Source organism: Mucilaginibacter mallensis (genome assembly GCF_900105165.1).
GTDB lineage: Bacteria > Bacteroidota > Bacteroidia > Sphingobacteriales > Sphingobacteriaceae > Mucilaginibacter > Mucilaginibacter mallensis.
The window spans coordinates 4,952,026-4,967,768 of record NZ_LT629740.1 but is presented as its reverse complement, the minus strand read 5'-3'; the positions used below and the strand labels follow the sequence as shown (position 1 = coordinate 4,967,768).

The window sequence follows — 15,743 nt, the reverse complement described above, 5'->3', positions numbered from 1 at the left end:
TGGATAAAAATTAAAAGGTTACGCTTAAGCCAAGCAAATACGTTTTATAGTTAGGGTAGGCGCCATAGTCAATACCTTGCGCAGTATTGTTTTGCTCAAAGCTGCTCACCTCCGGGTCGTAGCCGGTGTACTTGGTCCACGTTACCAGGTTTTGCGCTGATACATAAAGCCTTAATTGTTTTGCATGAATTTTTGAGGCTAAAGTATTATTGAATGTGTAACCTAATACCAGGTTTTTCAAGCGTAGGTAAGAGGCGCTTTCAATAAACTGGTTTGACATTTGGGCAACAGGGTTATTTGATGCCCGTGGAATGGTGTTGCTTGGATTGCTGGGGGTCCATCTGTCAGCAACTTCTCCCCATGCATTTTGCGATAGGTTGGTGATCTCCATTTGCTGGCGTAAGGCATTGTAGATTTCGCCCCCGTATGAGCCCTGTAAAAATACCACCAGGTCGATCCCTTTATAGGTAAATGTATTTGTTAAGCCGCCTGTAAATTTTGGTTGCGCGCTGCCTAAATTTGTTTTATCGGCAGTGGTAATTACACCATCACCGTTTAGATCCTGGTACCTAACATCGCCCGGTTTAGTATTGGCTTTGCTGTTTAAGGTTGGATATTGTGCTATCTGAGCTGCGTTTTGGAATATTCCGGCAGTTTTATATCCCCAGAAAGTACCCAACGGCAAACCAACTTTTATGATCTCAGGCTGTAAAACGCCTAATGTAGTACCAGGGATGGTAGGGAAGAATGAAGTTTCGCTGTTACCCAGGCTCAATACCTTATTGCGGTTAAGGGAGTACACCAATGATGTTTTCCATACAAATGAGCTGCTGTTTATATTTTCGGTATTGATGCCCAGCTCAATGCCTTTATTTGCAACAGCGCCAATGTTCTGCAGTGATTGCGAATAACCTGACGACAGCGGAACAGGAACGGCCAACAACAGGTTAGTGGTTTTTTTGTAATAAGCATCAAAAACCAGGTTAATGCGGTTATCTAATAACCCTAAATCGAAGCCACCGTCATATTGCGCTGTTTTTTCCCATTTTAGGTTAGAGTTAGCCAGCTGAGTTTGAGCAAGGCCTACCAGTTGGGTATTGTTAAATGTATAGTTGAAAGGGCTGAACAAGGCTAACGACTGGTATTCGCCGATTTGTGTGTTACCGGTTTCGCCGGCGCTTACCCTGAATTTTAAGTTGCTGATGGTAGGAATACTTTTAATAAAATCCTCCTCGCCGGCATTCCATGAAAAACCTGCTGATGGGAAATAGCCCCATTTATTGCCTGAACCAAAGCGTGATGAACCATCGGCCCTTGCTGATACGGTTAGGTTATATTTATGCAGGTAAGAATAATTGATCCTTGCCAAATACGAATCAAGCGCCCAGCTATACGCGTTTGATGTTGGGGTTAAGATCTGCGAACCGCTTTGCAGGCTGTTATAAGTTGTTAAGTTACTTACAAAGTTTTTTGAACCTGCTGTTACCGATTCATTATCAAAATACTGGGTGGTGTAGCCTACTAAAACATTCAGATCATGATCCTGGTGAATAGTTTTAGTATAAGTAAGGGTATTTTCATTAAGCCAGCTGTTTGATGTAGATGAACCTACAGTAGCGTAACCTAAAGTTGAATAGCCATCGCCAGTGTATGATGGTGCGTAGAAGTTAGATTTTGAATTCAGGAGATCGGCACCAACACTTACCTTGGCTTTTAAGCCGGGTGCAAGGGTGTATTCGCCAAACAGATTGCCCAGTGAGCGGGTAACCTTTGTTTGATTTATTATTGAAAGCAAATCCTGAATAGGGTTTGATGGCGTGGTTGAATAAGGGTTAAGCACATAATTACCATTAGCATCCTTAACAGGTAATATAGGTGGGGTTGTTAATATATTGGTGATAATATTAGGGCTGTTAAGACTGTTGGATGCTATGTTGGATGCCGCGCCATTTGAAATAGAATAGCTGGTGGTTGCATTAATACCAACATGAAATTTGGTTGAAATATCCCTATCGTAATTATACCTTAATGAGTACCGCTTAAAATCAGTATTAAGCAAAATACCCTGTTGGTCGAAATAATTGCCGGCAATGTTGTATCTTGATTTTTCATCGCCACCTGATAGGGTTAACTCATGACTTTGAACCGGTGCATTTCTGAAAGCAGCGTCCTGCCAGTTGGTTCCTTGCCCGAAAGCGGCAACCTGTGCGGATGTGAATGACGGCGTTTGGCCTGAGCTTGTCTGTATGTCGTTCCTTAATTGCGCCCATTGTGAGCCGTCTAAAAGTGGCACCTCCTTGCTTAATTTTTGTGTGCCATAATAACCCTGGTAGCTAACATCGTTTGTACCTCTTTTTCCTTTTTTAGTGGTTATTATAATAACGCCGTTAGCACCTCTTGAACCATATATCGCGGTAGCAGAAGCATCTTTTAATACTTCAATTGATTCAATATCGGCAGGGTTTATGGTTGATAAGCCGTTTACCGCAGCTCCTGAACCCGCGCTTGAGCTGATGGTTGAGTTATCGTTATAAATAGGGAAACCATCAATTACATATAATGGTTCGTTACCACCGGTAATGGAGTTACCACCACGGATACGCACACTTGCCGAGGCGCCCGGCGCACCCGAGCTTTGGGTTACCTGTACGCCCGGCGCTGCACCGCGCAGCAGGTTATCAACCGATGATGAAACCTGTTTAAGGTTGTCTTTTGGTATGGTTGATATAGCGCCTGTTATGTCGCTCTTTTTCTGTGTGCCGTAGCCCACAATAACCACATCATTCAATTGTGATACCTTATCAGATAACTGAATAACAACCGGGCTACCGGTAGCATAAACCTCCTTGGTTTTATAGCCGATGAAGCTCACTACAAGCGTATAGGGTAATTTTTGGCCGGTAACAAATACAAAGCGCCCATCGGAGCCGGTAGCTACCGAGTGGGTTACACCCTTAATACGAAGCACTACACCGGTTATGGGCTGGTGGGTGGCACTATCGGTAACTATACCTTCTAAGCGGGAGTTTATGAGCGGGATTTCTGTTTGTGCAAAAACGGTGTAGGGGATCACTAAGAATATAAAGAGACTTAAGGCCTTAGTGAGCACATGTTTGGCATGGATATATATTTCCATATATTTAAATGTTTTATGTTAATGATTCGTTTCGTTAGTAAAGCTTTGATGATCAGTATGTGATTCGCAGTCAGGGCTGATCCATCATATAATTTACCGGCAAGGCTTCCTTGCCGGTTTGTTTTTTTATGGGGGAGTATACTATTGTTTCATGCTGATAAATTAAAAAGGGGTTGAAAAAGTATGGTCAATTGCGCATGGCGTTGCTGTTCGCCTAATGCGGTTTAATGTATTAATCAATAAAAGATTAGTGACGATGTGTTGCTTTGCTCAACAACAACACATACAGCAGTTCAGCTGTAAAGAGGATACGCCGGTGATGGCATAAAAAGTAGAACCAGAATGTAAAAATGCTTTCATTGCTTTTGTTTTACGACGCAAATATATAAAATTATTTTATATTCTACTAAATATGTAGATTTAATAGAAATTATAACTAATTCGATGAAAATCAAAGCCTCTCTGGCATTAAACAGATAGCCGGTTTTGTTTAGCAGAGGGATTGTTGCGAAGCGCCTTTAGCTGAATGCTATATTATATGAGTAATATTCAGAATATATTCATTATTACATTTTAGCTTTGCAAAAAAAAATCGTTGAAGATCCTAATCATTGAAGACGAGCAGAGCCTGCGGGAAAGTATTGAAGAATACTTTAAAGGGACTGGCAATATTTGCGAAACGGCCAGCGATTATTCAACGGCATTAGAGAAGATCAATCTTTACCGCTACGATTGTATCTTATTAGATATTACCCTGCCCGGCGGTAATGGGATTAACCTGCTTAAAAATTTAAAAGAAAACAATCATAGTGATGGCATACTCATCATATCAGCCAGGAACTCACTTGACGATCGCTTGGAGGGTTTGGACCTCGGCGCTGATGACTATCTTGTTAAACCCTTTCATCTATCTGAATTAAGGTCAAGAATAACAGCAATAACCCGCCGTAAAACCTTTAACGGGAATGGCAGCAACGTGCTAACAGTTAATGAAATCAGTATTGATTTAGTTGGAAAAGAGGTTAAAGTAAAAAATCAGGACGTAAAGCTTACCCCAAAGGAATATGCGCTTTTACTTTATTTTATTGCAAACAAGGGTAAGGTGGTTTCAAAAAATGCTATTGCAGAACACCTGTGGGGCGATGGTGTTGATATAACTGATGATTTTAACTTCATTTACGCTCACATTAAAAATATACGTAAAAAATTAATGGAAGCCGGCGGTAAGGATTACATACGGGCAGCTTATGGAATGGGGTATAAATTTACAGGTTAATGAAGCTTTTAGCAAGATATAATCGTGTAACCCTGATGACCACCGTCATCATCATGCTTTTAACCGGCATCGCTTATTACCAGGCCATTAGCTGGACATTTACCAGGCAAAAAGATAAAGATCTAACGGATGAGGAAACAGAGATTAATGAATATGTAAATCTTAATCATCGCCTGCCGGAAATTTTTGAAACCGAACACCAGCAAGTAAGCTTTACCAAAATAAATATAGGTCCGGTAAAGCGGGTGTTCGTTGATACAACTTATTTTAAAATATGGGGAAAGAGTAATCCCAAAAGGCAAGAATTTCATGCAATAGGAGGATATGAGCCTGCCAGGGGACTTATAACCTCGGTTATAGTTGCACATCAATATTATAAGGTAGCTATCATCCATTCAAAAGTAGAAACAGAGGATTTGATCCAGATTATCTTCTCAATCACAATAGGTGTTATCCTGCTCTTACTGATTATATTATTTGCAACCAACCGGTTCATCCTGAATCGGCTATGGAAGCCTTTCTATAATCTTATGCAAGAACTGGATCTGTTTAATATCACGGATAAAAATATAATCCCCAAAATTGATACCTCTATTGATGAATTTAAGCGGTTGAATAATTCAGTAGCTAATATGAGCAGTAGGGCAAAGCGTGATTACCAAACGCTGAAAACCTTTACCGAAAATGCCGCGCATGAACTCAATACCCCAATTGCTATCATCAACTCAAAATTGGATCTGCTCATACAAACCGAAAATTTTAGCGAATGGCAGGGTAAATTATTAACAGAATTGTATGGCGGCGTTTTACGTTTAAACAGGTTAAATCAATCCTTATTATTATTAGTTAAAATTGAGAACCAGTTGATGGATGAATATCAACAGATCAACTTACATGAGCTGATTGAAGGAATGATCATTCAGTTTGATGACATATATCGCGATAAAGGATTAACACTTACCTATAAGCTGGAAAAAAAGGAAATTTTTGCAAGCCGGTATTTGATGGAGATCTTATTGAGCAATCTTATTATTAATGCAATAAGGCATAATTATCCCGGCGGCGAAATCATTATCAACTTGACCGCTGAAAATTTTATTATACAAAATACTGGGGATGGTGAGCCGTTGAACAAAGAAGAAATATTTATAAGGTTTCATAAATCATCCGGTTCAGAAGGCAGCGGATTAGGTTTAACCATATCCAGGCAGATATGCGAAAATTTCAATTTTTTGTTGGATTATGGATTCCATTCGCCATATCATGCTTTTATAGTAAGCTTCTCAAATCAGGCTTAATTCATTAAGTCAGTGTTAATTAATTGCTATATAAAAACCCTTGTTTCTGCCCGTTCTTCCTTGATTGTTAAGTGTCCGTTACCATATAATTAAGCGTTAAATTCCGACCCGGATATTCAATATTTATTCAGAATTGGCCCTGTGTTTTGCCTTTATATAAGCAAAACACATGATCAGAAAGCTTTACTTTTTTATATTTTTCGTACTGTTTACAACCGCCGCCTGGGCTCAGAATGCTACGTTAAAAGGCCACATTACAGATAAGCAAACGGGTGAGGTTTTACCCGGCGCGGTAATACATTTTGATGATTACAAGAATGCCGTTTCGGCAAACGAAAAGGGTGAATATACCTTAGCCAATATTACTCCCGGCGAGTATAAGGTGAAGGTTAAATTTATTGGTTATTCAGAATTCGAGCAAAAGATCAAGATTGGCGCGGGCCAGGTAATGCTGCTCGATATTAAACTGGAATCAAAAACCAATGATCTTAAAACAGTAACCGTTTTCGGAAAGCTTGATAAGGAATCAGAAGCTGCCGGGCGCACATCCGAAAAAAATGCAGATAACATTACCAATGTGGTTACCGCTAAAGTTATGGAGCGATCGCCGGATATTAACGCGGCCAATGTGCTGTCGCGGGTATCAGGTGTAACCATACAGCGCAACACCGGCGGCGATGAAGCTTATGCCATTATCCGCGGACTCGAACCTCGTTATAACAACACACTTATTAATGGTGTAAAGGTTACCAGCCCTGATGAAAAATCAAGATATGTATCGCTTGATATTGTGCCATCAGACATGCTGCAACGGATAGAGGTAAGCAAATCATTACTGCCCGAAATGGAGGGTGATGCTATTGGTGGCACGGTGAACCTGATCTTTAAGGATGCTCCTGATACCATGCTGCTAAAAGCAACCGCGCAGGTTGGTTACAGCCAGATCTTTCTCGACCGTAAGTTCTATACCTTCTCAAAACAGGATATTCAGCAGCAGAGCCCCTCTGCGCGTTATGGGAGTAGTTATACAGCCCAGCCCGGTGATTTTAGTCGCTCAAATCTTGATTTTGAACCCAAAACGGCGCTGCCATCAACTGTAGTGGGACTAACCTATGGCAAACGTTTCCTGGATGGGAAATTGGGTATCATGTTATCTGATAATTTTCAAAACCAATATTATGGTTCTAATTCCCAATTTAACCCGGTAGTGCCTAATCCGCAGAATGACTTTAAGCCGGGCATAACTGATGTTTCAAACCTTACCTATTCAAATCAGCAATTAAACAACGGTCTTTCATTTCATGCTGATTATAAGATTGATGATCATAATCAGATCTTAGTAAACAATGTTTTGTTGTACAGCTACCTGGCACAGGCCCGTCTGAGTATTGATACCTCAATAGTGGGTGGTAATGGCGGTAGGGTTGGTCCCGGGACAGGCTCGGTTGTTAATGACGACCGGTCGCTAACCCAAAAGGAGTTCCTCGAGAACCTTAAGCTGGAGGGTAAACACATCCTTTCAAAACATTTTTTGTTTGATTGGGCCGGCGTATTTTCTACATCAACCAAAAAAGTACCTGATGAGGCTGATATCTCCATCGACCATAAAATAAATGCTGACTTTACCAGCACCCCCTATTATTTTGATGGCATAAGCCATACATGGCAGCACAATAATGATAAGGACGAAAGCGGCCTGGCCAACCTTACGTATAGGGCCAGGGTTAAAGATATACCGGTAGAGATAAAGGTTGGTGGTTTATACCGCCATAAGGACAGGTATAATGCCGAGGATCAATATAATTTAAAGCCAGATACCGATGCCAGCGGTAAAAAGCAGCAATTCACCAGCATTTATAATGCACAATGGACCGTTTACAATGCAAAGGGCACAGCCGGTTACGATGTAAATAATTATACCGCTTTTGAAGATATATCGGCAGGCTATGCGGAGTTTAAAGTTTCATTCCCTAAGCTGGATATTTTTGGCGGGGTTAGGGAAGAGCATACTTCGCAGGGATTTGACTATATTACCTTTATTCCAACACTGGAAAATGATGTAAGAAAGAACTATACCGATATGCTGCCCAGCTTGCAGTTAAATTATAAATTAACTGATAAAAGTCAGCTTAGAGCTTCCTTTTTTGAATCCATTTCGCGGCCCAATTATTATGAGCTGGTGCCTTATACTATTCAGGGTGTAAGCGGTATTAATGAAATGGGTAATCCGGCCCTAAAACATGCCACAGCAGACAACTTTGACCTTAGGTATGAGCTTTATCCAAAGGATGATGAGCAGATATTTGTAAGTGCATTTTACAAAAAACTATATAACCCCATTGAGCTTGCATTAACAGGTTTTGGCAGTGGCGATATTACCTACACGCCCGAAAACGTTGCGCCCCAGGCTACCATTGAGGGTATTGAATTGGTCTACACTAAATACTTCGGGCATTTCGGGGTGTCGGCAAATTATGCCTACATCTATTCAAATGTAAAATCATTAAAAGTGGTTCCTGATTCTGTAGGGCCCAATAATACTACAATAACCAAATTACAGAGCAGGCCATTGCAGGGGCAAACCAATAATTCATTAAATGCATCATTAATGTACCGCGATAAGCACCATGGCATATATGTTCAATTAGCTTACCAGTACCTGGGCAAAACGCTTTCGCAGGTTTATGCTAATTACGGGTACGATTATTACACGCAGCCCCAGTCATTCCTGGCACTATCGGGCGAAAAAGCATTGGACAGGCACTTCACCATATTCGGAAAGTTCAATAACCTTTTAAACACACCAACAACTATAAAGATCAACGATATAACGGTAGGTCAGAATATTTATAAGGCTAACTATAACATCGGTTTACGGTACACACACTAAAACAATTTTAATTAAATTAACATGAAAAACAGATTTTCCTTATTAGTAACCGGCCTGGCCTTTGTGGCGGCTTTGGCCTCATGCTCCAAAAATGAGAGCACAAAAAACGTTACCCCGGTTTTACCGCCTTCACATCCTATTACGGCGGGTAACATCAGCGGTTTTGTAAAAGGTACTTTGCTGGCTGGCAGTACTTATACTGTTACCTCAGATCTTACCGTTAAAAAAGGCGATACACTGGCCGCACAACCAGGTGCAATAGTTATTGTAAAAGGCGATGCTCAGATCACTGTTGATGGTGTTTTGCAGGTACTGGGTACACAAACAAAACCGGTATATTTTAACTCCGATGTACAAACACCGGGCTCATGGGGCGGCTTAGCCTGCGATAGCGCACAAGCGGTTACTATTAAATGGGCCCATATTGATAATGCAGGTGGCCCTGATCCAACCGGTAGCCCAAGAAAAACAGTATCTGTAGTATCACAGATTGCTGTTGATATAGAGGATTCATGGATCACGAACGGACAGGACGATGAGATTAGCATCAGGGGTGCTGCCAAAATCACCATTCTGCGCAATACTATTGTTTCATCCGGTAGCACAGATGGAGAAGCAATTAACATAAAAGATGGTGCAACTGGTGATATAGCTTATAATGTTGTATTTAGCCAGGCTGGTACAGGTGTTAAACTGGAAACAAATGCTACGGTACCTTTTCCGCAAACTATTGTAAATGTTTACAACAACACACTCGTATCCAATGGATGGAGAAGAGGTGCTGCTGAACCCGGCAGAGGTGTATCTATTGGCGTAAATGCAATTGGCCACGTGTATAACAACATTATGGTAAATGATTACCAGGGTTTTGAATTGTTTACGGATGGCGATGCCAAAAACACCACTTATGGTAATAACCTTTTCTTTGCTACAGCAGCTACATTTGTTGATAAAACAGTTACGCCAACAGTTACAGTTAACCTGGCAGCCAATTTTTACCCAAGCGATGGTGTTGGTAAAGCACAAGGAACTGACCTGATCAGTGTTGATCCGCAGTTCACATCATTCACTGGCTCATTTGTGTTGCCTAACGGGGCTGCAAATCCTAATGATTTTCACCTTAAAACAGGTTCACCTGCAATTGGCAAGGGTAATACAACTTACAATGCTGATTTAGGTGCTTACACATCTGATGGTAAAGGAAACAAACACTAATTATAAACTTATTTAAATTTTCACCGAAGTATTTGCCCCGGCAAATACTTCGGTATTTATACTATTTACATGAAAAGGATCTTATTATTTTTTTGCTGCTCTGCTGCATTATTTTTAAACACATTAACCTCATCGGCACAAAGCTATGTGCTTGATAAAACAATTGCCCTGCCCGGTAATGGTGGTTATGATTATGCTTTTATTGACCAGGTAAATCATCGTTTATATGCCTCACACGGTACTGCTGTAAACGTGGTTGACCTGCAAACAGAAAAAGTTATAGGCACCATAAGCGGCATGAAGGGCGTACACGGCATAGCTGTAGCTAACGACTTGAACAGGGGCTTTATAACTGATGGCAAGGCAAATGCTGTTGTTGCCTTTGACATCAATACCCTTAAAATTATTAAAACCATACCCTTAACAGGCAATGGTCCCGATGGTATTATTTATGACCCGTCATCAAAAAAAATATTTGCTTTTGAGGGCGATAGTAACAGCGCCGCAGTGATTGACCCTAAAGAATTAAAACAAACAGGCTCAGTAGCTTTAGGCGGAGGCCCTGAGTTTGCTGTGGCGGATGGCAAGGGCTTAATCTATAACAATCTTGAAGATAAAAACAGCCTGAACGTTATTGATACCAAAACCCTTAAAGTGATCCATAACTACCCGCTTGAACCTTGCGGCGGCCCTACAGGGATAGCTATGGATAAGGATAACCAGCGTTTATTTACCGTATGCCGCAAAAATACCGGCATGAGTGTTATTGATACAAAAACCGGTAAAGTGATACAAACCTTACCTATTGGCGCCGGTGTTGATGCCGTGGTTTATGATGCTGCCACCAAACTGATCATCGCATCAAATGGTGATGGAACGGCTACTGTATTCAAACAGAACTCAGCTGATAGCTATGAATTGGTGCAGACCTTAAAAACACAGTATCGTGCCAAAACAATGGCTTTAGATACTGCCACACATAAGTTATATTTACCCGTGGCCGATTATCAGCCTGGAACAAAAACCCAGATAGCCGACACATTTAAGTTGTTGGTGTTCACCTTAAAATAATTAATATGGAACGCAGAGATTTCGTAAAGAATACAGCCCTGGCAGCAATTGGAGCGTCTTTGATCGGAGGTCCGCTAAGTGCTTTGGCTGAAGCTAAAATAACCCATCTGGAAAGCGAAGACCTGTCGCCTTCGGCATTGAAAGATGATTACGCGCTGCACTTTATGGCTTTGGGCGATTGGGGCCGCAATGGTGAATATGACCAAACGCAGGTCGCCACGCAAATGGGATTGTGGGGTGCATCACACCCTAACAACTTTGTTATTTCTGTTGGCGATAACTTTTATCCGAAAGGGGTTATCAGCGAGGAAGATCCCTTATGGCATTATTCTTTTGAAAACATATACACCGCTCATTCACTGCAATGCGATTGGTACCCGGTTTTGGGTAACCACGACTGGCATTCGGATGTAGATGCGCAGATACGTTACAGCAAAGTAAGCCGCCGTTGGGATATGCCTGCGCGCTATTACTCAAAAGAAGTTGGTTTAAATAAGGATGCTGATAAGGAAATAAAAACTCCGGGAGCGCCTAAAAGCAAGGATAAAGTGCTTTTTGTAATGATGGATACCGATCCGTTTTTGCATGAGGATAAGGCTGATTATGTTGAAAAGCAAGTCGCCTGGTTAAAGGATACATTGGCAAATGCGTCAGCGGATGTCAAGTGGAAGATAGTTATAGGCCACCACCCATGCTATACCGTTGGCCCGCGTATCAATAACTATGATACGATAACGATGCGGAAAACCTTGCCGCAGATATTTGCAGATAACAAGGTGGATGTGTATTTATCGGGCCACGAGCATTCATTACAGCACCTTAAACCAGAGGGCTTTTGTCACCAGTTTATTTCGGGTGCAGGGTCGGAGTTAACACCGGTAACCACCGGTATCCCTTACAGCCGCTTTCAGGCTTCGGATCATGGCTTTATGTATTTTTCTGCAGATGCCAACAGGCTAAATGTTAAAGCGGTAAACTATAGCGGAAACATTTTATACGAAACAACCTTAACCAAATAACAATAAAGCCGCGCAAGCGGCTTTATTGTTATAAAACCGTTTATTATTGGACGGTTGGTTATAGCGTTCATTAGGACTATCCAATTAAAAACTCTTTAACAAATGCGGCCGTAAGCTCATATAACTTGTTGTCTTTTTCAATAGCGCCCGCCTCGCCAATAATTGAGCTGTGGAAGGCAGGTAATATGGCCAGGCGTGCACCGGGTATTAGTCGTGCCATTTTTAACGTGTGCTCAGCGGTTATTACATCCTGATCGGCTACCATAATCAATGCCGCTGCTTTTATCGATCGCAGATCATCATCATTCCAGTCTTTAAAGGTTAGCATCCGTTCCCTGTCCTTATTAAACATTACTTCCAGGTTATTCTGCGACGCCACTTTTAAATAAGCTGTTTTCAGGAATTCCGGCATATCATTTATTGTGGCATTTTGCAATCCATCAAAAAGACCGGGGATAAATCCGTCCCGTCTATAAGCGCCTGAAATAACAACTATTTTATTGACCATATGCTGATGCCTTATGGCAATTTGCATAACAGTGCTGCCGCCATTACTAAAGCCTAAGAAATTGGCTTTATCCACCTTCAGGTAATTAAGCAACCCGGCTACATCATCGGCATCCTGCATAAAAGATTCCGGGGCATCCCTGTCGCTTGTGCGGCCATGGGCCTGCAGCTCAACGGCGATTATTTTGTTATAAGTTGAGAATATCGGCAAAAGGTTACCAAAAGTAGTTTCGATAGTTGAACCACCACCATGTACGAGTACCAAAGGTATATCTCCATTGCCATGTATTTCATAATACATATTTAGCCCGTTTACCGGGGCATAGCCTGCTTTTGAATTTTCCATAATATTATTGCTATATGCAGTGTTTAATTGGTATTTTAAAGCGATGCTAATCTACCAAAATTAATAAAAAGGAAAAAGACGGGGCTTAACAAACAAAGTCGGCTTTTCAGCATTGTAACAAATATAAATCGATAAAAATGAATGTAATAGAATATACGGCATATGGAAATTCCGATGTTATAAAATCAGGGCAGGTTGATAAGCCGGAGCCAAAGGAAAACGAGATTTTAATAAAGGTAGATGCCACCACGGTAAACCCAATGGATATGAAGCTGCGGACCGGTGTGCTGCAAGAACAAATACCGCTAACTTTTCCTTACATCCCAGGGCTGGATGTTGCCGGTACAATAGAGGCTGTTGGCGATAAGGTTAACCGTTTAAAAGTTGGTGATGTAGTATTTGCAACCACTTTTGGCGGTACTTATGCAGATTATGTGGTGATAAAAGAGGAGCAGGCTACCAAAATACCAAACAATGTAAGTACAGATGAAGCCGCCTCTCTGGCTGTGCCTTTGGTTACCGCTTACACTTTTTTGGTTGAGAACGGCAAGGTGAAAGCCGGGGAAAAAGTATTGATACATGGCGCTGCCGGTGGGGTAGGTGTGGTAATGGTGCAACTGGCCAAAGCCCTTGGCGCTTATATAATAGGCACCGCATCGGGTAAAGGTTTGGAGCTCGCGAAATCATACGGGGCCGATGAAGTTATTGATTATAAAGAGCAGGATTTTACCACACTGGTAAAAGATGTTGACCTGGTTATTGACCTTGCAGGCGGTGAAACGCAGCTCAAATCATTCGGTGTAATTAAATCAGGCGGCCTGTTGCTAAGCGCTGTAATGCCGCCATCAGAAGATCTAGCCAAACAGCACAATATTACCGCTAAGTTTATTTCGTCGGGCCCCGGTTATCATAAACTGGAGTTCGGTACAAAGCTGGTTGAAGAGGGAAAAATAAAACCACAGATAGCTCAAATCCTGGATTTAAAAGATGCAGCCCGTGCGCAGGATATGGTTTCGGTAGGTGGGTTAAATGGCAAGGTTGTGCTGAAGGTTGGTGCTTGAATTGTTTTAGATATTGGTTTGATACTATTCATTTTTAAGCTTTTTTCAAAGTTTACCAACGCTACTTTCGAAACATAATGCTGCAATTCTGCAGTAGAAAAAAATCCTGTTGATGTGTTTGTGAATTTATAGGATTCATTATCCGTTTGTTAACCTAAATTTAAAACACCAGCAATAAGATATCTTTAGGTTTGCATCAAACTTTGATTGAAGCAACACCATGGTTTATCAGGATCTGACGGAGCAAGTATTGTTGAATAAGTGCAGCACTAATGATACGGCAGCGTTCCAGGTGATTTATGATGATTTTAAAACATTCGTATTTGGTATTGTGAATGCCAGGATCGACGACCGGGACGATGCGCTGGATGTAACACAGGATATTTTTATCAGTCTGTGGGAAAACAGGAAGCAACTGGCGGGTATAAGGGACTTCAAAACCTACCTATATGTTTATAGCCGTAACAAGGTAATATCGGCCTACCGGAAAAAGAATATCCGGCTTAAGGGCGAAACTTATTTATTGGAAAAGCTTGATCGGGTAGAGCATTCGTCAGAGCAGAATCTGTTTGCCAGGGAGCTCACTACCTCCATTGATAACGCTGTTGGGTTGCTGCCCGAGACCATGCGCAACTGCTATACTTTAAGTAAAAGTGAGGGCAAAACCAATAACGAGATCGCCGATATCTTACAAATTTCAGAAAAAACGGTCAGGAATAATGTTTCAGAAGCCTTAAAGCGCCTGCGTTTCTATCTTCAACGCAACAATCCTGAAATCTTTATGCTGTTGCTCTCACTATCTCTTTTATTCCGTTATTAATTAGCGGTGCGAATTAGTAACAAATTCTTAACATATTCTTAAAGGACAAAATCGCTTTTCGTTCGAGCTATATACAAAGCATAATAAATGTATAGCAAGATTAAGCAACTCTTTCAGCGGTATCAATCAGGAAAAGCCAGCCCTGCGGAACATAAAATAGTAGAGGATTGGTTCGAGGAGTTTAATGACAGGCAGCAAGAGCCAATAGATGAAGAGCAAAAAACCATGCTTTTCGGCCCGATGGACAGGAAGATACAGGCTATGCTGTATCCCCGTAAATCATATGTATGGTTAAAAGCCGCCGCCGCTGTATTACTTGCTTTAAGTGCAACCTTAGTTATTCACCATATCAATTCAGCAAGTTCGCCGCTTATTGCTTACCAGGTTATAAAGGTACCGAATGGCATAAAAGAGGAAATAACATTACCCGATAGCAGTGTCATCTATTTAAATTCAGGATCCAGCGTTAGTATACCATCAGATTTTGGCAACAAAAAAAGGGAAATATCTTTTACGGGTGAGGCTTTTTTTATTATCAAGCATAACCCTAATAAGCCATTTACCCTGCATGCCGGCAAATTACTGATAGCTGATATAGGAACTTCATTTGATGTTAAGGCTTATCCTGAAGACAGGCAGATCAGCGTAGCTGTTGAAACCGGGAGCGTAGCTGTTGAAAAGAAGACAGCGGCAGGAAAATCGACAGTTTTAACCGGTTCAATGACTCAGAACCAGCAACTCATCTATAATAAAGCTAACGATACCCATACACTTGGCAAAATACCATCGGCAAATATTGCCTCGTGGCACAATAATCAGCTTCGTTTTGATAATGCTTCGTTTGCGGAAATAGCCAGTCAGCTGGAGCGATGGTATAATGTTTCTGTAAAATTAAGTGATCCTGAAGTGCAGGGCAGGCGCTATACCATCAGCTTTGATGATGAACCTGTAGACCATGTGTTGGATGTGCTGGCCAGACTAAGCGGAGCTACCTATCAAATTAATCATCAAAATATAGTTATCCATCTTAAAAACGCTAAAAACATGAAGTAACTATCAAGGGGAATAAAGCAGGAGATGTACGACCATCCCCTGCCTGGCCGG

General features: G+C 41.4%; 11 protein-coding genes. 9 read left to right on the top strand and 2 right to left on the bottom strand.

All coding sequences use genetic code 11. The annotated features are described in order from the left end of the window. Positions 1 to 10 precede the first annotated feature (10 nt). Complete coding sequence (locus BLU33_RS20265) at positions 11 to 3,136, bottom strand: SusC/RagA family TonB-linked outer membrane protein (RefSeq protein WP_091377477.1); 3,126 nt, start codon at positions 3,134 to 3,136, stop codon at positions 11 to 13. Positions 3,137 to 3,731: 595 nt separating this feature from the next. Here BLU33_RS20265 and BLU33_RS20260 point away from each other — a divergent pair. The 6 genes from BLU33_RS20260 to BLU33_RS20235 all read left to right on the top strand — a co-directional run bounded on the left by BLU33_RS20260 (position 3,732) and on the right by BLU33_RS20235 (position 11,905). Next, positions 3,732 to 4,412 (top strand): response regulator transcription factor, encoded by a 681-nt coding sequence (locus BLU33_RS20260; RefSeq protein WP_091377474.1) that lies wholly within the window; start codon positions 3,732 to 3,734, stop codon positions 4,410 to 4,412. Next, positions 4,412 to 5,710, top strand: coding sequence for a sensor histidine kinase (locus tag BLU33_RS20255; protein ID WP_091377471.1), 1,299 nt, complete (start codon positions 4,412 to 4,414; stop codon positions 5,708 to 5,710). The genes BLU33_RS20260 and BLU33_RS20255 overlap by 1 nt, the downstream gene beginning before the upstream one ends. 169 nt (positions 5,711 to 5,879) lie before the next feature. Further along, positions 5,880 to 8,600, top strand: coding sequence for a TonB-dependent receptor (locus tag BLU33_RS20250; RefSeq protein WP_091377468.1), 2,721 nt, complete (start codon positions 5,880 to 5,882; stop codon positions 8,598 to 8,600). A 21-nt stretch (positions 8,601 to 8,621) separates the two neighbouring features. Continuing rightward, positions 8,622 to 9,815 (top strand): right-handed parallel beta-helix repeat-containing protein, encoded by a 1,194-nt coding sequence (locus tag BLU33_RS20245; RefSeq protein ID WP_091377466.1) that lies wholly within the window; start codon positions 8,622 to 8,624, stop codon positions 9,813 to 9,815. A gap of 69 nt (positions 9,816 to 9,884) precedes the next feature. Beyond that, a complete protein-coding gene (locus BLU33_RS20240) occupies positions 9,885 to 10,886 on the top strand; it encodes a YncE family protein (RefSeq protein WP_091377463.1) in 1,002 nt (333 codons plus the stop codon). Between the two features lie 5 nt (positions 10,887 to 10,891). Next, positions 10,892 to 11,905 carry a metallophosphoesterase gene (locus BLU33_RS20235; RefSeq protein WP_091377460.1) on the top strand — a complete coding sequence of 338 codons (1,014 nt, stop codon included), beginning with the start codon at positions 10,892 to 10,894 and terminating at the stop codon, positions 11,903 to 11,905. A gap of 76 nt (positions 11,906 to 11,981) precedes the next feature. Here the strand turns inward: BLU33_RS20235 and BLU33_RS20230 are convergent, their stop codons facing one another. Further along, the gene (locus tag BLU33_RS20230; protein ID WP_091377457.1) at positions 11,982 to 12,758 is read right to left on the bottom strand and encodes an alpha/beta fold hydrolase; all 777 of its coding nucleotides are present in this window, start codon (positions 12,756 to 12,758) and stop codon (positions 11,982 to 11,984) included. Positions 12,759 to 12,895: 137 nt separating this feature from the next. Between BLU33_RS20230 and BLU33_RS20225 the strand changes: the two genes are divergently transcribed. From BLU33_RS20225 to BLU33_RS20215, 3 genes are all read left to right on the top strand, one after another. Next, positions 12,896 to 13,819, top strand: a complete 924-nt coding sequence (locus BLU33_RS20225; protein ID WP_091377454.1) for an NADP-dependent oxidoreductase — start codon at positions 12,896 to 12,898, stop codon at positions 13,817 to 13,819. A gap of 220 nt (positions 13,820 to 14,039) precedes the next feature. Beyond that, on the top strand, positions 14,040 to 14,639 hold the full coding sequence (locus tag BLU33_RS20220) for an RNA polymerase sigma factor (protein WP_091377450.1): 600 nt from the start codon (positions 14,040 to 14,042) through the stop codon (positions 14,637 to 14,639). 87 nt (positions 14,640 to 14,726) lie between these two features. After that, on the top strand, positions 14,727 to 15,692 hold the full coding sequence (locus BLU33_RS20215) for a FecR family protein (RefSeq protein WP_091377447.1): 966 nt from the start codon (positions 14,727 to 14,729) through the stop codon (positions 15,690 to 15,692). Positions 15,693 to 15,743 lie beyond the last annotated feature (51 nt).